At 62.7% G+C, this 19,001-nt stretch carries 14 protein-coding genes; 6 read left to right on the forward strand and 8 right to left on the reverse strand.

Annotation, left to right across the window (positions count from 1 at the left end):
• Positions 1 to 44: 44 nt before the first annotated feature.
• The gene (gene queG, locus HU719_RS09620; RefSeq protein WP_186520556.1) at positions 45 to 1,109 is read left to right on the forward strand and encodes a tRNA epoxyqueuosine(34) reductase QueG; all 1,065 of its coding nucleotides are present in this window, start codon (positions 45 to 47) and stop codon (positions 1,107 to 1,109) included.
• A 344-nt stretch (positions 1,110 to 1,453) separates the two neighbouring features.
• Here the strand turns inward: queG and HU719_RS09625 are convergent, their stop codons facing one another.
• Both HU719_RS09625 and orn read right to left on the reverse strand, forming a co-directional pair.
• Positions 1,454 to 2,065 carry a trimeric intracellular cation channel family protein gene (locus HU719_RS09625; RefSeq protein ID WP_186520555.1) on the reverse strand — a complete coding sequence of 204 codons (612 nt, stop codon included), beginning with the start codon at positions 2,063 to 2,065 and terminating at the stop codon, positions 1,454 to 1,456.
• A 109-nt stretch (positions 2,066 to 2,174) separates the two neighbouring features.
• A complete protein-coding gene (gene orn, locus HU719_RS09630) occupies positions 2,175 to 2,717 on the reverse strand; it encodes an oligoribonuclease (protein ID WP_186537125.1) in 543 nt (180 codons plus the stop codon).
• Between the two features lie 107 nt (positions 2,718 to 2,824).
• Here orn and rsgA point away from each other — a divergent pair, with 107 nt between their 5' ends.
• Positions 2,825 to 3,856 (forward strand): small ribosomal subunit biogenesis GTPase RsgA, encoded by a 1,032-nt coding sequence (gene rsgA / locus HU719_RS09635; RefSeq protein WP_186537126.1) that lies wholly within the window; start codon positions 2,825 to 2,827, stop codon positions 3,854 to 3,856.
• 205 nt (positions 3,857 to 4,061) lie between these two features.
• Here rsgA and motB read toward each other — a convergent pair whose 3' ends face one another.
• Together motB and motA are read right to left on the reverse strand one after the other, a co-directional pair.
• Positions 4,062 to 5,072, reverse strand: a complete 1,011-nt coding sequence (motB, locus tag HU719_RS09640) for a flagellar motor protein MotB (RefSeq protein WP_186537127.1) — start codon at positions 5,070 to 5,072, stop codon at positions 4,062 to 4,064.
• A gap of 3 nt (positions 5,073 to 5,075) precedes the next feature.
• Positions 5,076 to 5,927, reverse strand: coding sequence for a flagellar motor stator protein MotA (gene motA / locus HU719_RS09645; RefSeq protein ID WP_186520551.1), 852 nt, complete (start codon positions 5,925 to 5,927; stop codon positions 5,076 to 5,078).
• Positions 5,928 to 6,057: 130 nt separating this feature from the next.
• Between motA and HU719_RS09650 the strand changes: the two genes are divergently transcribed.
• The 3 genes from HU719_RS09650 to asd are packed head-to-tail and all read left to right on the forward strand — an operon-like array spanning position 6,058 to position 9,320.
• Complete coding sequence (locus HU719_RS09650; protein WP_186537128.1) at positions 6,058 to 7,593, forward strand: HDOD domain-containing protein; 1,536 nt, start codon at positions 6,058 to 6,060, stop codon at positions 7,591 to 7,593.
• 44 nt (positions 7,594 to 7,637) lie between these two features.
• The gene (locus HU719_RS09655; RefSeq protein ID WP_186520549.1) at positions 7,638 to 8,447 is read left to right on the forward strand and encodes a rhodanese-like domain-containing protein; all 810 of its coding nucleotides are present in this window, start codon (positions 7,638 to 7,640) and stop codon (positions 8,445 to 8,447) included.
• Between the two features lie 9 nt (positions 8,448 to 8,456).
• The gene (asd, locus tag HU719_RS09660) at positions 8,457 to 9,320 is read left to right on the forward strand and encodes an archaetidylserine decarboxylase (protein ID WP_186520548.1); all 864 of its coding nucleotides are present in this window, start codon (positions 8,457 to 8,459) and stop codon (positions 9,318 to 9,320) included.
• Between the two features lie 346 nt (positions 9,321 to 9,666).
• On the opposite strand, the gene serB is transcribed toward asd, so the two are convergent.
• Positions 9,667 to 10,881 (reverse strand): phosphoserine phosphatase SerB, encoded by a 1,215-nt coding sequence (serB, locus tag HU719_RS09665; protein WP_186520547.1) that lies wholly within the window; start codon positions 10,879 to 10,881, stop codon positions 9,667 to 9,669.
• A gap of 136 nt (positions 10,882 to 11,017) precedes the next feature.
• On the opposite strand from serB, the gene HU719_RS09670 reads away from it, so the two are divergent.
• Entirely contained in the window at positions 11,018 to 12,472 is a 1,455-nt protein-coding gene (locus HU719_RS09670) for a histidine kinase (RefSeq protein ID WP_186537129.1), read from the forward strand.
• Between the two features lie 40 nt (positions 12,473 to 12,512).
• On the opposite strand, the gene HU719_RS23765 is transcribed toward HU719_RS09670, so the two are convergent.
• The 3 genes from HU719_RS23765 to parC all read right to left on the reverse strand — a co-directional run bounded on the left by HU719_RS23765 (position 12,513) and on the right by parC (position 18,992).
• Positions 12,513 to 15,710, reverse strand: coding sequence for a dermonecrotic toxin domain-containing protein (locus HU719_RS23765; protein WP_186537130.1), 3,198 nt, complete (start codon positions 15,708 to 15,710; stop codon positions 12,513 to 12,515).
• A gap of 137 nt (positions 15,711 to 15,847) precedes the next feature.
• Positions 15,848 to 16,558 carry a PqiC family protein gene (locus HU719_RS09680; RefSeq protein WP_186520544.1) on the reverse strand — a complete coding sequence of 237 codons (711 nt, stop codon included), beginning with the start codon at positions 16,556 to 16,558 and terminating at the stop codon, positions 15,848 to 15,850.
• Between the two features lie 175 nt (positions 16,559 to 16,733).
• Positions 16,734 to 18,992 (reverse strand): DNA topoisomerase IV subunit A, encoded by a 2,259-nt coding sequence (gene parC / locus HU719_RS09685; protein WP_186520543.1) that lies wholly within the window; start codon positions 18,990 to 18,992, stop codon positions 16,734 to 16,736.
• Positions 18,993 to 19,001 lie beyond the last annotated feature (9 nt).

Below are 19,001 nucleotides of genomic sequence, written 5' to 3' on the forward strand. Positions count from 1 at the left end.
GGCAGAATTATACGCACCTCTCCCTGTAATGCTTGCCCCTTCCAATGTCCGTGACTCATCCAGACCCCGCCGCGCTGGCCCAATCGATCAAGGATTGGGGCCAGGAACTCGGTTTTGCCCATGTCGGCATCGCCGGGGTCGACCTTGGCGAACATGAACAGCACCTGCAGCGCTGGCTCGAGGCCGGGTATAACGGCGAGATGGAGTACATGGGCGAGCACGGCAGCAAGCGGTCGCACCCCGACCAGTTGATACCGGGCACCGTGCGGGTAATTTCGCTGCGCATGGACTACCTGCCCGGCGACACCGAGATGGCCAAGCGCCTGGCCGAGCCGGAAAAAGCCTATATCGCCCGCTACGCGCTGGGCCGCGATTACCACAAGCTGGTGCGCAAGCGGGTGCAGCACTTTGCTGACCGCATCCAGCAGGCCATTGGCCCATTCGGCTACCGCGCCTTCGTCGATAGCGCCCCGGTGCTGGAAAAGGCCCTGGCGCAGGAAGCCGGGCTGGGCTGGATCGGCAAGAATACCCTGCTGCTCAACCGCAAGGCTGGCAGTTACTTCTTCCTGGCCGAGCTGTTTGTCGACCTGCCGCTGCCAATTGACGGCGTCCAGGGCAGCGACCACTGCGGCCGCTGCCAGGCCTGCCTGGATATCTGCCCAACCCAGGCCTTCGTCGGCCCTTACCAGCTCGATGCGCGGCGCTGCATCTCGTACCTGACCATCGAGCTGCGCCACGCCATCCCGGTGGAATTGCGCCCACTGATCGGCAACCGCGTGTTCGGCTGTGACGACTGCCAGCTGGTATGCCCGTGGAACCGCTTCGCCAAGACCACCACCGAAGATGACTTCATGCCCCGCCGTGGGCTGGACAACATCGAGCTGGCCGAGCTGTTCGGCTGGGATGAAAAGCGTTTTCTGGCACGTACCGAGGGTTCACCGTTACGCCGCGCTGGCTACGAACGGTTTTCGCGCAACCTTGCGGTCGGGCTGGGCAATGCGCCATCGACCATACCGGTGATCGAAGCACTGAAGGCGCGCCAGGACGACCCGTCGGAGCTGGTGCGCGAGCATGTGCAGTGGGCGCTGGCCCAGCACGGGGTTGCTTGAGCCTGTTACGGCCTCATCGCAGGCTGGCGCCAGCTCCCACAGTGACCGCGCCAGCTGCAACATGGGTGTCTGGCTCGATTCCTGTGGAAGATTCTATGGGTTGGTACAAGCCTGTTCCCGCCAGATATATCTACTTGTGGCGAGCGGGCTTGTCCCGCGTTGGGCTGCGCAGCAGCCCCTGGGGTTTTCGGGGCTGCTGCAGCCCAACGCGGGACAAGCCCGCTCGCCACGACTCTCTATCATTTCCCTCAGGATTGGGTCCAACCACCAATGTTGCGGTTGAGCACGGCCTGCGTGGGAGCTGGCGCTAGCCTGCGATGGGCTGCAGCGCAGCCCCGGCGATCTCACTGCTGGTCGTTGTAGTGGAACTTGGGCATTTCCCAATGGAAGCGGATCGCCAACAACCGCACCAGAAAGCCACCGAACAGGGTCAGCAGCATGGCCTGCTCCGCTGGCACCTTGAAGTACACGCAGCCCAGGTAGAACCAAGCCGCCGCAAACGACACACTGGCATACAGCTCACGGCGGAACACCAGCGGAATATCGTTGCAGAAGATATCCCGCAGGATGCCGCCGAACACACCTGTGATCACCCCGCTGATCGAGGCCACCAGCATGCCCTGCCCCATTTCCAGCGCGGTCATGCAGCCGATCAGGGTGAAGGCCACCAGCCCTAGCGCATCGAGCACCAGAAACAGCGAGCGCAAGTGGCGCATCAAGGGCGCGATGAAAATAGTCAACAGCGCCGCCAGGCTGGTCAGCACCAGGTATTCGGGGTGTTTGACCCAGGTCAGCGGGTAATGGCCCAGTAGCACATCACGCACCGAGCCGCCGCCTAGCGCGGTCACACAGGCGATCAGCACCACACCAAACCAGTCCATGCCACGGCGCCCCGCAGACAGCGCGCCGGTCATCGCCTCAGCAGTGATGGCGATGAGGTAAAGCATCAACAACATGTTTCGAGCCCAGAAAAGAAATGAAAAGCTGCAATCTGTAGGCAAAAGCCCATGGCCCGGGAACATCACCCGGCCCCAAGGACGCTGCCGACCCGCTGCGGCTTGCGGCTTACACCTTGATGAAGTGCTCGCGGTAGTGGCGCAGTTCTGCGATCGACTCGCGAATGTCGTCCAGGGCCAGGTGGGTGCCGCCCTTCTGGAAGCTGTCACGCACCTCTGGCGCCCAGCGCGCGGCGAGCTCCTTGAGGGTCGAAACGTCCAGGTTGCGGTAGTGGAAGTAGTTTTCCAGCGCACGCATGTGGCGATAAAGGAAGCGACGGTCCTGGCAGATGCTGTTGCCGCAGATCGGCGACTTGCCTTTGGGCACCCACTGCTCAAGGAATGCGATGGTCTGCGCCTCGGCCTCGGCCATGCTGACCTTGCTCTCGCGCACACGCTGGGTCAGGCCCGAGTTGCCGTGGGTGCGGGTATTCCACTCATCCATGCGCGCCAGCACTTCGTCGCTTTGATGGATGGCGATCACCGGGCCTTCGGCCAAGGTGTTCAGTTGGCTGTCGGTGACGATGGTAGCCATCTCGATGATGACATCGTGATCAGGGTCCAGACCGGTCATTTCCAGATCGATCCAGATCAGGTTCTGTGGGTTTTGCATGAAAGGCTCCTCGGATAGGCCGCCATAGTAGCCTAGCGCGGCTGGCGATGGGCGCACCGTGCTAGACTGCGAACCGTTTTCCTATTGCATGCCGACACGGAACCTTCATGGCCAAACGCCAGCTCAACCGCCGCCAGAACTGGCGCATCGAAAAGATCCAAGGTGAACGCGCCGCCCGCGCCGCCAAACGCGAGCAGCACGCGCTGCAGGAGCTTGAAGGCGGCGATCTGGGGCCTGAGCAGTTGGGCCTGGTCATCGCCCACTTTGGCGTCCAGGTAGAAGTCGAAGCACAGGACGGCGACGTCGCCGGCCAGGTATTCCGCTGCCACCTGCGCGCCAACCTGCCTGCATTGGTCACTGGCGACCGCGTGGTGTGGCGTGCCGGCAACCAGGGTATCGGCGTGATCGTGGCGCAGATGCCACGCACCACCGAGCTGTGCCGGCCAAACAACCATGGGCAGCTCAAACCGGTCGCCTCCAACGTTGACTTGATCGTCATCGTCTTCGCTCCGGCGCCCGAGCCGCACCCCAACCTGATCGACCGCTACCTGGTAGCCGCCGAGCACGCCGGCATTCGCCCGCTGCTGCTGCTGAACAAGGCCGACCTGATCAACGACGACAACGCGCCAGTGCTCAACGCCATGCTTGAGGTGTACCGCGGCCTCGGCTACCCGCTGCTGGAAGTGTCGGCGCACCACGGTGACGGCATGCAACGCCTGCAGCAGGCGCTCGATGGGCACATCAGCGTGTTCGTAGGGCAGTCGGGGGTGGGCAAGTCGTCGCTGGTCAACAGCCTGCTGCCGGACGCCGGCACCCGCGTTGGAGACCTGTCGGAATGGTCGGGCCAGGGTACCCACACCACCACCACCGCGCGGCTGTATCACTTCCCCAACGGCGGCGACCTGATCGACTCACCGGGCATCCGCGAGTTCGGCCTGGGGCATGTCAGCCGGGATGACGTCGAGGACGGCTTCATCGAGTTCCGCGAGCTGATCGGCAACTGCCGCTTCCGCGACTGCAAGCACGACCGCGAACCTGGCTGCGCACTGCTCAAGGGCCTTGAAGAAGGCCAGGTAACCCAGCAGCGCATGAACAGCTACCGCTCGATCATCGCCAGCCTGCCGCAGGATAGCTACTAGCCGTTGTCGTTGGAGCGGTCATGAAAAAGGGCCGCATCAGCGTAATGCTGCTCACTTGAGATCGCCGGGGCCGCTTTGCGGCCCATCGCGGCACAAGGCCGCTCCTACAGAAGACCGTAGTCCCAGGCAGGAGCGGCCTTGTGTCGCGATGGGCTGCACGGCAGCCCCGAGTGAACAGCATCACCGCATCAGCGGCCCTTCTCAGTTACTGCTCTTTGGCATCGTCCATCTTCAACACACCATCTTCGAAGATGTTCAGCTTCTGCCGAAGCTCACGCGGCTGCATCGGTGCACCGGCATCGCCAGGTGTCGCCGCGCCAGGTGCAGCACCCGCCGGCGGTGTAGCGGACGGAGCCTCTGGCGTACCCTGCTCGCCTTCGATGTCGCGCTGGGCCTTTTTGGTCAGCACGATGATATCGATACGGCGGTTGACCGGGTTGAACGGGTTCTTGCGGTCAAACAGCGACGACGACGCATACCCCACCACCCGCGCCACCTGCCCGTCCGGGTAGCCACCGGCCACCAAGGCGCGGCGCGCAGCGTTGGCACGGTTGGCCGACAATTCCCAGTTGCCAAAATCACCCATCCCGGCAAACGGCTTGGCATCGGTGTGGCCACTGACGCTGATCTTGTTCGGCACCGCCTTGATGGTGTCGGCCATGGCCAGCAAAATGTCTTCGAAATACGGCTGCAGTCGCGCGCTGCCGATGTCGAACATCGGCCGGTTCTCGGCATCCATGATCTGGATGCGCAGGCCGTCCTGGGTAATCTCGAACAGGATCTGGTCCTTGAACTTCTGCAGTTGCGGGTTCTCTTCGACCTTGTTCTGCAGCTCTTGCAACAGCAGCTCGAGGCGCTCGCGCTCAACCTGCTCGGCCAGGGTCTCGACCTTGTCCTTGTCCAGCTGCAGGCTGGTGTCAGGGGTAGGTTCGGATTTGACTTCCGGGTTGATGGTCTTTTCTGGGGCGAGCTCCGGCGTACCGCCCAGGTCGATGATGTAGGGCGTGCCGCTTTCGGAGAAGCCGATCGGGTCCTTGAAGTAGCCGGCGATGGCCAGCTTCTGCTCGGGGGTGGCGGTCGACAGCAGCCACAGTACAAGGAAAAACGCCATCATCGCCGTCGCGAAGTCGGCGAAGGCGATTTTCCAGGCACCGCCATGGTGCCCGCCACCGAAGCGCTTGACGCGCTTGATGATTATCGGCTGGTTGTTTTCCATGACTCAGCGACCGCGAACTGCTTGTTCCAGCTCGGCAAAGCTCGGACGGTGCTTGGGGTACAGCACCTTGCGCCCGAATTCCACGGCCAGCGACGGCGGCATGCCCGAGGCCGAAGCCACCAGCGACGCCTTGATCGATTCGTACAGGTTCACTTCTTCCTTGGCATCGTGCTCCAGGCACTTGGCCAGCGGGCCGAAGAAGCCATAGGCCGCCAGAATACCGAAGAAGGTACCCACCAACGCCGCACCGACGTGCAGGCCGATGGACGCCTGATCGCCATCACCCAGCGAAGCCATGGTCACCACGATACCCAGTACTGCCGCGACGATACCGAAGCCGGGCATGCCGTCGGCGATGCCGTTGACCGCATGGGATGGGTGCTCGAGTTCTTCCTTCAGGCTCAGCAGTTCCATGTCGAACAGGCCTTCGAGCTCGTGCGGCGCCATGTTGCCGGTGGACATGATGCGCAGGTAGTCGCAGATATACGCGGTCATGCGCTCATCGCCCAGTACCGCTGGGTACTTGGCGAAGATCGGGCTGGACGAGGCGTCTTCGATGTCGCCCTCGATGGCCATCATGCCCTCGCGGCGACTCTTGTTGAGAATTTCGTACACCAGGCCCAGCACCTCAAGGTAGAAGGTGTGGGTGAAGCGGCTGCCGAACATCTTCAGCGACTTCTTGAGCACGTGCATGGTCATCCAACCAGGGTTGGCCTGGAGGAACGCGCCAAGCGCCGCGCCACCGATGATCAGCACTTCAAATGGCTGAATCAGTGCAGCGATCTTGCCGTGGGAAAGCACGTACCCGCCGAGCACGCTCGCGAATACGACGATGATGCCGATAATCTTAGCCATAGGTTCAAAGCACTTGCTGTCGTGGTCAGGGTCGGGGACGGGAGCTTTAAAACTCTTCTTCTACTTATCGGCAGAACTGCGCCAGACTATAGCCACTCCAAGCGAAAAGCCAGTTCGGACTGATGTCAAAATGCCAATTGAAACCAAGGTACCAACTCGCGTCCCTTCAAGTCTTGAGGCTTGGGTAAAGCTGCTCGACGGGGTGCGCATACCCATCCCCAAAGAGAGCCATGACCGCGTCCTGCAGGCAATCAACGACAGCCGCCGGTCGATGCGCGAGATCGCCGACCTGATGCAGGACAGCCCGGCCCTGGCGCTGTGCGTGATGCGCGAGGCCAATCACCCGGCCAACGCCAGCCAGGCCGCGCCCGCCGAAAGCCTCGAAGTGGCCCTCACCCGCCTGGGCCTGAGCCGCGCCAGCGAGCTGTTGGCCCGCCTGCCGGCGGTGCCCGGCGATGACATCCCGCCCGTGCTGCGCCAGTTTCTGTTGATCAGCCAGCATGCCACCCAGCAGGCCAACGGCTTGTTCGGTGCGCGCCTGGCGCGCCTGTGGCAAGACATCCATTGGGGCAGCCTGTTGTTTCTGTCGCCGATGTGGGCCATGGCCCTGGCTTACCCCAAACTGCTCGATGCGTGGGAGCTGCGGGTTATCCACAAGGGCGAGGATGCTGCCGAAGTCGAGCACGAGCTGTTCGGCGTACGCCTGATGCCGCTGTGCCAAGCCGTTGCCGAGCACTGGCGGCTGCCGGGCTGGGTGACCCAGGGCTACCACCTGCTGCTCGAAGAGCGCGAATTGCTGGCCCAGGTGCTGAACATCGCCCGTGAGCCCGACCCGCTGGTGCAGCAGCACCGCCTTGACGAAGAGCCGGCGCTGCGGCGCTGGTTCAACCAGCCGCCCAACACCGTGCTGCTGGCCAACGGCCTGGCGCTGGCCGCCCAGGTGGGCTGGGACAACCCGCACCTGCTGCGCTGGCAGTTGCTGACCGCGCTGTACCTGCAGACCTCGCTGGACGACGTCCAGCAGCAGGTTCACCAGCAGGCCGCCGCCAGTGCCCGTCATCATGCCCGCCACGCGCTGTTCCACCCGGCCGAGGCGTTGATCTGGCCCTGGCACCAGCGCCGCCCACACCCGGACATGCTCACCCCGCCACCGCCCAAAACCGAAGACCTCGCCCGCTGGCGTGCGCTGTGCCAGGAACTGCTGAGCCAGCCGACGTCGTTCAGCAACACCGTGCACCTGGCCAGTCATGCCCGTGAAGCACTGCAGGCGTGTGGCATGGAGCGGGTGATGCTGCTGAGCCTGGACAAGGCCTGCGACTACCTGCGCGTGCAGCAAATCGCCGGGCTGCCTGCCGAGGCGAGCACCATGGCGTTGCCGCTGGGCCAGAACAAACTGCTGAAAAAGCTCATGGCCCAGGCCGGCCAGCTGCGCCTGACCCCAGACAACCACGCGCAATTCTCGGCCTTGCTGCCGGCGCCGCTGCGCGCGTTCTTCCGTGGCGAGCACCTGCTGTTGCGCTCGCTGGCAGTGAACAACCAGGTGCTGATGCTGGCAGTGGCCGACCAAGGCGGCAAACCGCTGGCCGATGTCAGTGTGCAGGCGTTTGGTAAAACCGCGCAATGCATCGAGCGTGCCCTGGCAGTGTTTGCCAGTCGCAATGCGTGAGCCTTGCGCTACAATCGCCTCTCTTTGCACCCCGGAGACCGTGGATGACTGACTTTTCCGGCTTGCCCCTGGTGATCGAAGCGGCTGAGCTGCTACCGCGCCTTGGCTCGCAGCAGCTGATTCTGGTCGACCTGAGCAGCGCCAACCGCTATGTCAGCGGGCATATCCCCGGGGCGCGCTTTGTCGAAGGCAAGCGCACGCAACTCGGCCAGCCGCCAGCCCCGGGCCTGCTGCCGGCCCAGGCTGACCTTGAAAAACTGTTCAGCGAACTCGGCCACCGTGACGATGCCGTCTATGTGGTGTACGACGACGAAGGCGGCGGTTGGGCCGGGCGCTTCATCTGGCTGCTCGATGTCATCGGCCACACCCGCTACCACTACCTGAACGGCGGTATTCAGGCCTGGCCTGCCGACCTGTTGTCCACCGACGTGCCTGCGCCTGGCAATACTCCCGTGCGCTTGCAGCTCCACAGCGAGCCAACTGCCACCCGTGAATACCTGCAAAGCCGCCTGGGCGCCGATGACCTGGTCATCTGGGATGCCCGCGGCCCACAGGAATTCAACGGCGAGAAGGTGCTTGCCGCCAAAGGCGGGCACATCCCCGGCGCGATCAATTTCGAATGGACCGCCGGCATGGACCTCAACGACCACCTGCGCATCCGCAAGGACATCGCCCAAGTGCTCGAACAACTGGGCATCACCCCTGACAAAGAGGTGATCACCCATTGCCAGACCCACCGCCGCTCCGGCTTCACCTACCTGGTGGCCAAAGCCCTCGGCTACCCACGTATCAAGGCCTATGCCGGTTCGTGGAGCGAATGGGGCAACCACCCGGACACGCCTGTAGAAGTTTAAGGAACCCGCATGAAATCCCGTCTGTTCATCATCAGCCAGCACCTGTTGCCGCACCACCTGCTGTCGCGGTTGGCCGGCTGCGTTGCCGAGTGCCGCGCGCGCTGGTTCAAGAATGCCTTTACGGCCTGGTTCGCCAAGCGCTACCAGGTCAACATGTCCGAGGCACTGGTCGAAGACCTAAGCGCCTACGAGCACTTCAACGCCTTCTTTACTCGCGCCCTCAAACCAGGCGCACGCCCGCTGGACGAAACCCCGGGCGCTATTGTTTGCCCCGCAGACGGCGCGGTAAGCCAGCTGGGCCCTATCGAGCACGGCCGTATTTTCCAGGCCAAAGGCCATAGCTTCAGCGCGCTGGAGCTGCTCGGCGGCGACCCGGCGCTGGCAGCGCCGTTCATGGGCGGCGAGTTCGCGACCATCTACCTGTCGCCGAAGGACTACCACCGCGTACACATGCCGCTGGCAGGCACCCTGCGCGAAATGGTCTATGTGCCGGGCCGGCTGTTCTCGGTCAACCAGACTACTGCCGAAAACGTGCCGGAGCTGTTCGCCCGCAACGAGCGTGTGGTATGCCTGTTCGATACCGAGCGCGGGCCAATGGCTGTGGTGCTGGTCGGCGCGATGATCGTCGCCTCCATCGAGACCGTCTGGGCTGGCCTGGTCACCCCCCCCAAGCGTGAGCTGAAGACCTTCCGCTACGACGACGCCAGCCGTGCGCCTATCCACCTGGAAAAAGGCGCTGAACTGGGGCGCTTCAAGCTGGGTTCTACCGCGATCGTGCTGTTCGGACCAGAGCAGGTGAAGTGGGCGCAGAACCTGGGCGCAGCGTCGGCTGTGCGCATGGGTGAGTTGCTGGCAGTGCCTGCACAGGCCTGATTGCCGCGCTATAAAAAAGGCCCTGCGCATGCAGGGCCTTTTTATTGGGGCCGCTTTGCGGCCCATCGCGGGGCAAGCCCGCTCCCACGCCGGGTTTTGGGGGGCACAGTCATGTGCAGGCCTGTCCTGGCCTCATCGCAGGCTGACGCCAGCTCCCACAGGAACCCAGGTCAGGCCTCGATATTGGGTTTGTGCGCGGTCTTTGTGGGAGCTGGCGACAGCCTGCGATGAGGCCCGGACAGGGTTGTACAAAACCATAGAATTTCCCACAAAAGCAGGGTTCATGCCCCCTGTAGGAGCGGCCTTGTGCCGCGAAAGGGCTGCACAGCAGCCCCGCTGTTTCAGCTCAACCGCGGGCCTCGCGGTCACGCACGCCCAGCAGATACAGCACACCATCCAGGCCCAAGGTCGAAATCGCCTGCCTGGCCGACTGGCGCACCAGCGGCTTGGCACGGAAGGCCACGCCCAGCCCGGCCAGCGCCAGCATCGGCAAATCGTTGGCGCCATCGCCTACGGCAATGGTCTGCTCCAACTGCAAACCTTCCTGGCTAGCCAACTGCTGCAGCAGCTCGGCCTTGCGCTGGGCGTCGACAATTGGCTCGACCGCAACGCCCGTCACCTTGCCATCGACCACTTCGAGCTCGTTGGCGAACACATAGTCGATACCCAGGCGCGCCTGCACCTGCTTGGCAAAGTAGGTAAAGCCGCCGGACAGGATTGCCGTCTTGTAACCCAGGCGCTTGAGCTCGGCGAACAGGTGCTCGGCACCTTCGGTCAGGCGCAGCGAAGCGCCAATCTGGTCCAGCACGCCGACGTCCAGGCCTTTGAGCAGCGCCATGCGTTCCTTGAAGCTGGCACGGAAATCCAGCTCGCCGCGCATCGCCCGCTCGGTGATGGCCGCAACTTGCTCGCCAACACCGGCTGCCTTGGCCAGCTCGTCGATCACTTCAGCCTCGATCAGCGTCGAGTCCATGTCGAACACCGCCAGACGGCGGTTGCGGCGGAACAGGTCGTCGCGCTGGAAGGCAATGTCGATGTTCAGCTCATCGGACAGCGCAAAGAACGCCGCGCGCAGGGCCTGGGCATCGCTCGGCTCGCCGCGCACGGAAATTTCCAGCGCGGCCTTGCTCTTGTCCTGCTCGGCATCCAGCAGTACACGCGCCGAAAGGCGCTCGATGCGCTCGATGGTCAGGCCGTACTGGCTGATCACCGCACTCACCCGCTGCAGTTGCTCGGGGGTGATCTTGCGGCTCAGCAGGGTAACGACCTGCCGCGCATCGCCCTGGCTGTCCGCCCAATGCTGGTAGTCAGCCTCGGAAACCGGCGTGTAGCGGGCCTGTAAATTGAGTTCGTGAGCCTTGGATTGCACGCTGTGCAACAGCGCCGTGGCCACTTCGTTGTCGGGGATGTCGACCAAGATGCCGAACGACAACGTGCCGTGCATGACCGCAAGACCGATGTCGAGAATGTTCACACCGCCCTGGAGCAGGACGCCGGTGATGGCAGCGGTCAGACCCGGACGGTCTTCACCAGTGATGTTGATCAGGACGATTTCGCGCAAGACCGGGCTCCGACTTCGATGAAAAATGCGCATTCTACTCACTTTCAGTGCCAGACGGGCGCCATCGATACTTTGCCGACAAAACTCCGGTCGCTATACTGCGCAGCAACTTTCTCGCCATAAAGAGCCGCGCTCTGTGAACCGGCCCACGCCAGTCAAAAACGAAAACTTCTTCCTGATGATCTATCGAGCCCTGAGCCAACGGCGAATCCCGCTGGCTTTGCGCATTGCCAGCCATAACATCTTCCTGGTGGCCTTGGCCTTGGTGATCTATGCCTGCGTAATGGGTTTGCAGTTCAAACAGGCCATGCACGAGCAGGCCGACGCCGTCGGGCAGAGCCTGACCACGCAGACCGCCACCTCGGCCACCGAACTGTTGGTGTCCAACGACATCCTCAGCCTCAACGTGCTGCTGGGCAACCTGGTGAAGAACCCGCTGGTGGCCCACGCCGCCATCTACAGCGTCGACAACCGCATCCTCGCCGAGGCCGGCCAGCGTCCGCGCAACACCCTGTTGGGCGAAGCCGAGGGCCTCTACCAGACCAAGATCACCTTCCAGGACGTGACCGCTGGTCAGTTGCGCATCAGCCTGGACATGAGTCAGTTTCAGCAGCCGATGCTGATCAGCCTGCAAAGCATGGGCATCCTTGCGGCCATCCTGCTGGCATTGGCATTGACCCTGAGCCTGCGCCTGGGGCGGTTCATTTCCACCCCGCTGCTGCAGTTGCGCGTCTGGCTGCGCGACCCGCATCCGTATACGCCGGCCATCGATCGCCAGGACGAAATCGGCGACCTGGCCCGCCAGCTGCACGCCCGCCTGGCACCGCCGCCGCCGCCAGAGCCCGAAGATGAGGACGAGGACGACGACGATTACGACGACGCCCCAGCACTCGTCAAAACCGCTCCGCGCGCCAAAGCGGCCGTAGCGCCAGCCGATGAGCACGACGACGACGCCTTCGCCGGCCTGATGGACGACGAAACCGCACCCGCCAAGCCGGTCGCCATTGAGTCCGACGAGCCGCAGAGCAGCGCCATCCTGGCCGTGCAACTGGGTTCGCAGGAACAACTGCGGCGCCTGCCTCGCACCCGTCTGACCGAGCTGCTGGAGCGTTATCGCGACTGCCTCGACCAGGCGGCGTCGCTCTATGAAGGCGAAGTGCATACGCTGAACGACGGCAGCACACTGGTGCTGTTCCACAGCCGTGACAGCGGCGAGGACTACCTGACCAACGCCGTGTGCTGTGGTGAGTTGTTGCGTGCCTTGGGCCATGCCCTGCAAATCGAGGTAGCCGACAGTGGCATCACCTTGCAACTGCAACTGGGCCTGGTGCTGGCCAATGACCTGCAAGGGCTGGAACTGGTCGACGTGCTGATCACCGAGCCGGCCCAGGATGCCCTGGCGCTGTCGCAACACAGCCGCAACCTGCTGCTGGTGGAGCGCCGCATCAATGATGACGTGCTGCTGCGCCAGCGTGCGCGCATTCGCCCGATCGCAAGCCCCGAGGGGGCGTGCTGTGTCGAGCGCCTGATGGAGCCCTATCCATCTATGCTGGAGCGCCAGCTGGCGCGTATGCACGAACGCCGGGCCTGATCGGCACGCGACGGGCTGCAAGCGCGCAGCCCGTCGACCTTCAGGTATGCATCCAGGTGTGCGCGCTACCTGGCTGTGCCCCTATTGAGCCGCCCATCCGCAGCGGGAACCAGTGCTCGAGCGCTGCCTCGTAAAACTCTTCGTATACCTGGGAATGCACCCACCCCTGCTGGCGCTGGATCAAGCCGAACGAATTCGGCCTGATGGCCTTCATGCCTTTGTTAAAGGCGTCAGGGCCTGCCAAGTCCGAAATGGTCTGCATGTACGCGTTCATCACGCGCTCAGCTTCAGCTTTGCTGGTGAAATCTCTGACGACCGGCCGAGGCGAGTTCTTGAAGGTGTAAGGCAACTTATCGAAACGATCCGCAGCCTCCCTCAGCAGGCGCTTGAGCACCGGATTACCAGGGTGGCTGGCAAAGTGTGAGGTGTTGACCCGCATCTGCTTGTTCCACGGCATCCGGTACTGCCCGCCAACCAGAACATCCTCGGGGGCGGCCAGCAGCGGCTTAGGATCAGGGGTAAGCAACACGTCATCGACATCCATGTAGATACCTCCGTTCTCATCGATCAACCGCAGCCGCAGGTAGTCCGAGGCTGCTGCGTAGTTGCGTGAAGTAGCGACCGGATTGCGGAAATAGTTGTAGGCAGCACCCTGGGCATCGGCAATAAACGCATTGAAATAAGGTTGTTCGCGCAGGTTTCGCGACTCGATGCCGATTTGCTCGCACCAAGCCTGGTTGGCTTGCAGCGCAACCTCGTCACAGTCCAGGTGCAGGATGAACTTGAAGTGCTTGTTACGGGTATTCTTCAGAATATTGCGTTTGATCATGTAGTTAAGTTCCTTCTCGCCCACCCAGATCATATGGATTTCATTGGCGATGGGCGCCGCATCGACTGGAATTTGCGGCAAGTCAGGAAACCGATACTCGCTGATATTCTGTTCGAATGGCAGGCGGTGGCGCACCCGAGCAAAATCCTTGGCGCTACCGGCTCGCCAACGAATTGCACCGTCGCGCCCGTAGGACTCGCGCCAGATATAGTGGTCGGTGGCAAAGCGGCGCCAGGCAGCGGCGTCTGCGTCATACCAGACCGGCTGACGCGAGGTGACCTTTTCGTCGAACTTCTCGCCGAGATCATCATGGGTCAGCACGATATCTGCCTCGTAGCACTCGTTTTCATGGCTCCAGATCAAGTCATCCACGGCAAAACTGGTTTCGACCTTGGGCACCAGCGGTTCGCTCGCGATCCCGTCGATCACCTCAGACGGCAACGGCGCATGCTCCAACACCGTGACCGGCGTCGTGCCGCCGCGCAGCCCAAACCGCAGGTCAATGTCCCAGTAACCGCTGTCCATGCTTCGCAGGAACGGCCCCCAGACCACGGGTTCGCCCTCCGAGCGAATGCGCAGTTGCTGCTCGTGTTCCAGCCACTGCACACGGTAGACCTGCGGCCGGATCCTGACGTACAGCTTGCCGTCATCAAGAAAAGTGCCCTTGCCGCCGCCCACCACTGTTACTGGCCGGTCGATCGCGAGATCCTTGAGCTGGCCCTTGAGGTAATCCGGCAAGGTATCGTGCACCGGGCGCACGACCTTGAACTCCTCGAACGTGTCAGGTACCTCGCCCTGGACACCCTCCAAGGCGGTATCCGCGACCAGCTGCGCGGCATGTTCCGCCTCTGAGGCCTCGGCAGGGGCGCGCTGCGTTGCACTGAGCGTGGCCTTGACTGCCGTCAACTGCGACACTTCCCCCAGCAGCGGCAACGCATTCAGCAGCCCGAAAGCCAGGCGCTGGGCGCCCTCGACCTGCTCCTCACGATCATGGGCAGTGATCATCTCCCCAGCGCCGACTACCACCAGGCCGACCCCAAGGGCAACGGCTACAGGTGTGAGCACCGGCACCGCCAGTGCTATTGCACCCACCACGTTGGCTGCCAGCTCCATGCCATAGCCAAGCACCCGGCGGTAGTACTTGCCCTGGCTGCCAATGTCGTAATCAGCATCGCTGAACATGCGCTGCCGGATACGCTCGCTTATATGCTCGAACGGGCTGGGGAACAGCGCATCGCCAACGGTGATGGTGCTAGCGGGATACCAGTGCCCGGTGCTGTCGTTGAGGCGCCGAGGGTGCACTGCCAAGCCATCCAGAGCGGTATTGACGCCACTACTGAAGAAGCCATCTTTGCGGTCCTTGCTGCTGAAATGGCTGGCCAGTGCCGCCCTCTTACGCGGATCGCGGCACTGCTGGGTGAACCAGTCGCGCAACTCCTGCATGTTGGCGAAGCCATGTAACGGCGAAGAATTGCCTGGGATATACAGCACGGTATGGTCGCTGCCATGTTCGGCGAATACCAATATGTCCGTTGCTTCAAAACCGTAAATCTTCAGCGACGATAGGGTTCGCTTCGTCGAAACCGGGTTGTCGGCGAAATACTGGAATGATGTATTTTCCCAGCTGGTGTCGGGGCTCAGCATCATGCTTTTGAGCACCAGCGCGGCGTGCTCGGCACTCAGCGATTTTTCATCGCGCTGCAGCAGCGCAGCATGCACCAAATTGCCTTTGAACATGATTGGGTAATCAGCACCATGATTACTCCAGAAATGCCTCAGATACTCCAGATAATGGCCCTGTAACTTCGCATCCCAGATGAACGCACGCAGTACGGCCGGGTCGAGCTCGATCTGAGTGGCCGCGCCGTAGGTTTGCGCATCTGTGCGGCGATAGATGGCATCGTACGACCAGCTGTCACCTTGCTCGTTGTAGCTTAGTTCGACTGTTTCCGATACTTCGTAGCCCCCGCTGCGCCAAGGCTTGGGAAAACCCAGGTGATCGGTCAGGCTGCCGCTACCTTCCTGCTGCCAGTTGGCGATCAGTGCCTGGGTGAGCGTCATCGAATGAGCGACCTGGGCGCGCCAAGGGCCAGGCCGTTCGTTGACCAGATGCAGGTACAGGGTGGTGAGCAACAGGTCGTCGGGGGAGTCACTGATGCCATGCTTGTCCAGAAACTCTCGCAAGCTGGCTGCAGCGAAGTCGTGCGGGGTCTGCAGCTGGATATGTTCTCGGTCAAAGCCCTGCTTGATGGACAGAAGGATATCTTCATCCTCCTCAGGGGCGGCGGGCACCAGCGAAACAAAGTGATGCGAGCCCGCTTCGAAGTCGGTATCGGGGTGTGTTGCAGGCTCAGGGCTATAGGGCTCGCCCGGTTCCGGTGTCTCGGGATGTGTAGGACGGTATGCCACAGTCGTGCTCTCTGGCTTGAGTGAGCAGCAACCGTACTTTTATACCTCGCGCTGGTGGCGATGCAGGAATACCGCACCTGCGCTGCGCACAGTCGAAAAAAAACCCGCATCGCTGCGGGTTTTTCATGTATGGCGGGTCAGAAGCGGAAGACTTCCATATCGGTACGGATCGGCGATGCCATGGGGATCTTTGGCTTCTCAGGTTCCTTCTTCACCTGTACCGGCGCAGCCTGCCGGCGCGGTGTTTCTTCGGCAATGGCCGGTTGGTTGGCCAGCGGCTTGACCGTGGCGCTGAGCTGCTCGGCGAGTTTTTGCAGCAACTGGCCCTGGGCTTGAACCTGCGCCGACTCACTGCCCTCATGGGGCTGTTCGAGGTGCACGATGCGGTTGTCACGCACCCGGCCACGACGGTCCAGCACACGCCACTGCGCATCCAGGATCGCCGGTTGATTCTTGCCTGAGTCCAGGCGGGTAATGCTCAGCAGCACCTGTACATCCGGGGTAAAGCCGGCGCTGGCCGGTGCCAGCACCACGCGTTGGCTGTCCAGGCGCCAGGCGAGCTGGCGCACCAGCAACTGGTCGATATCCGACGAAAGGCTGCCGGCCCAACGACCGTTGGTCGCTGCGGTCAGGCTGCCATCGGCCTGGCGTTGCAAAAAGGTTTCGCGTTGCAGGTAGTCGGCCACCGATACCGGGCCCACGACCACTGCCATCCCCGCTGCCTGTGAAGGCTGGCCGGGTTCACCGCTGTCGAGCTGATAAAGCGCGACCGGCTGATGCATGCTGCATCCGCTCAGGCCCAGCAGGCCTGTCATCAGCAGTGCAAATGGAAGGCGCAGAAATTTCATTCATCCCATCCAGGCGGCCGTCACAAGACTGACCGCAGTGATACTCAGGTAAATTCGTCTGGGCGCTCGGCCACGCCGGCGCCGCGAGGGGGCTATCATCCGCGAAATGACCGCCCGACTCCAGCATTTCTGCCTGCAAAAGCGCCGAAAGTGGCGTTTCAGACTCGTTGCGGCGTCAGGCCGGATTTTCCACCAGCAACGCATCAACGCGCTGGAAGCCACGGGGCAATTTGCTACCACGACGGCCGCGCTCACCTTTGTAGTGCTCAAGATCGTCAGGCTTGAGAGACAGGGTACGCTTGCCAGCCTGCAATACAAGGGTAGATCCCTCACTGATCACCGCAAGATCGGTGACGAACTCTTCACGGCTGGCCACTCGGTCACCCGGCACGCCGATGATCTTGTTGCCCTTGCCTTTACCCAGTTGCGGCAAGTCGGCGACCTTGAATACCAGCAGCCGGCCTTCGGTGGTGACCGCCGCCAGCCAGTCCTGCTCGCGGCTCGCAACCGGGCGTGGGGTCATGACCTTGGCACCATTGGGCAGGCTCAACAGGCCCTTGCCGGCCTTGTTCTTGGCCTGCAAATCTTCGCCCTTGACCACGAAACCGTAGCCGGCATCGGAGGCCACCACATACAGCGCGTCGTCCTCAGGCAGCAGCACGCATTCGAACGTGGCGCCCGGCGGCGGCGTCAGACGGCCGGTCAACGGCTCGCCCTGGCCACGTGCAGAAGGCAGGCTGTGGGCGGCCAGCGAATAGCTGCGCCCGGTTGAATCGATAAGCACGGCAAATTGGTTGGAGCGCCCCGCCGCTGCAGCCTTGAAGCCGTCCCCGGCTTTATAGGAAAGCCCCGTGGCGTCGATGTCGTGGCCCTTGGCACAGCGCACCCAGCCCTTCTCCGACAACACCACCGTCACCGGCTCGGTCGGCATCAGCTCGTTTTCCGACAGGGCCTTGGCCTCGGCGCGGGCGACGATCGGCGAACGGCGGTCATCGCCATAGGTTTCGGCGTCGGCAATCAGCTCGCTGCGTACCAGTTTGCGCAGCTTGGCATCGCTGCCCAGCAAGGTGGTCAGGCGTTTCTGCTCTTTAAGCAGCTCGTCCTGCTCGCCGCGGATTTTCATTTCTTCAAGACGGGCCAACTGGCGCAGGCGGGTCTCGAGGATGTAGTCGGCCTGGGTTTCGGTCAGCTCGAAGCGGGCGATCAGCGCCTGCTTGGGGTGCTCCTCGGTGCGGATGATGTGGATCACTTCATCCAGGTTGAGGAACGCTGTGAGCAAACCATCCAACAGGTGCAGGCGGCGGTCGACCTTGTCCAGGCGGTGCTGCAGGCGACGACGGACGGTGCCGATACGGAACTCCAGCCACTCCAGCAGCAGGGCCCGCAGGTTCTTCAGCTGTGGGCGCCCGTCCAGGCCGATGATGTTGACGTTGACCCGGTAGGTGCTCTCAAGCTCGGTGGTGGCGAACAGATGCTGCATCAGTTCGGCAGCATCGACGCGGTTGGAGCGCGGAATGATGACGATGCGGCATGGGTTCTCGTGGTCTGACTCATCGCGCAGGTCGGCGACCATGGGCAGTTTCTTGGCCTGCATCTGCGCGGCGATCTGCTCCAGCACCTTGGCCCCGGACACTTGGTGCGGCAGCGCGGTAACGACGATGTCGCCGTCTTCGACGCGATACACCGCACGCATGCGGATCGAGCCTTTGCCGGTTTCGTAGATTTTCAGGATATCGGCACGCGGGGTGATGATTTCCGCTTCGGTCGGGTAGTCCGGGCCCTGAATGTGCTCGCACAACTGTTCAAGGGTGGCCTTGGGCTCGTCGAGCAGGCGCACACAGGCGCTGGCCACTTCACGCAGGTTGTGCGGCGGTACGTCGGTGGCCATGCCCACGGCAATGCCGGTGGTGCCGTTGAGCAGAATGTTCGGCAGGCGCGCCGGCAGCACAGCCGGTTCCTGCAAGGTGCCGTCGAAGTTCGGCACCCAGTCGGCAGTACCCTGACCTAGCTCGCTGAGCAGCACCTCGGAGTAGCGCGACAGGCGCGCCTCGGTGTAACGCATGGCGGCGAACGACTTCGGATCGTCCGGCGCACCCCAGTTGCCCTGGCCGTCGACCAGGGTGTAGCGGTAGCTGAACGGCTGGGCCATCAGCACCATGGCTTCATAGCAGGCCGAATCGCCGTGGGGGTGGAACTTGCCCAGCACGTCGCCGACGGTGCGCGCCGACTTCTTGTGCTTGGAATCGGCATCGAGCCCCAACTCGCTCATGGCATAGACGATGCGGCGCTGCACGGGCTTGAGGCCGTCACCGATGTGCGGCAGCGCGCGGTCCATGATCACGTACATGGAGTAGTTGAGGTAGGCCTGTTCGGTGAAGTCAGCCAGTGAACGGCGTTCGACGCCGTCTAGGCTGAGTTCCAGTGAGTCGCTCATGCGGGCCTC

The sequence above is a fragment of the Pseudomonas farsensis genome (assembly GCF_014268805.2).
Taxonomy (GTDB): Bacteria; Pseudomonadota; Gammaproteobacteria; order Pseudomonadales; family Pseudomonadaceae; genus Aquipseudomonas; species Aquipseudomonas farsensis.

Coding starts and splice junctions, on each gene's coding strand:
- queG (WP_186520556.1), top strand. CDS start 45: ATGTCCGTGACTCATCCAGACCCCGCCGCGCTGGCCCAATCGATCAAG.
- HU719_RS09625 (WP_186520555.1), bottom strand. CDS start 2,065: ATGTTGTTGATGCTTTACCTCATCGCCATCACTGCTGAGGCGATGACC.
- orn (WP_186537125.1), bottom strand. CDS start 2,717: ATGCAAAACCCACAGAACCTGATCTGGATCGATCTGGAAATGACCGGT.
- rsgA (WP_186537126.1), top strand. CDS start 2,825: ATGGCCAAACGCCAGCTCAACCGCCGCCAGAACTGGCGCATCGAAAAG.
- motB (WP_186537127.1), bottom strand. CDS start 5,072: ATGGAAAACAACCAGCCGATAATCATCAAGCGCGTCAAGCGCTTCGGT.
- motA (WP_186520551.1), bottom strand. CDS start 5,927: ATGGCTAAGATTATCGGCATCATCGTCGTATTCGCGAGCGTGCTCGGC.
- HU719_RS09650 (WP_186537128.1), top strand. CDS start 6,058: ATGCCAATTGAAACCAAGGTACCAACTCGCGTCCCTTCAAGTCTTGAG.
- HU719_RS09655 (WP_186520549.1), top strand. CDS start 7,638: ATGACTGACTTTTCCGGCTTGCCCCTGGTGATCGAAGCGGCTGAGCTG.
- asd (WP_186520548.1), top strand. CDS start 8,457: ATGAAATCCCGTCTGTTCATCATCAGCCAGCACCTGTTGCCGCACCAC.
- HU719_RS09680 (WP_186520544.1), bottom strand. CDS start 16,558: ATGAAATTTCTGCGCCTTCCATTTGCACTGCTGATGACAGGCCTGCTG.
- parC (WP_186520543.1), bottom strand. CDS start 18,992: ATGAGCGACTCACTGGAACTCAGCCTAGACGGCGTCGAACGCCGTTCA.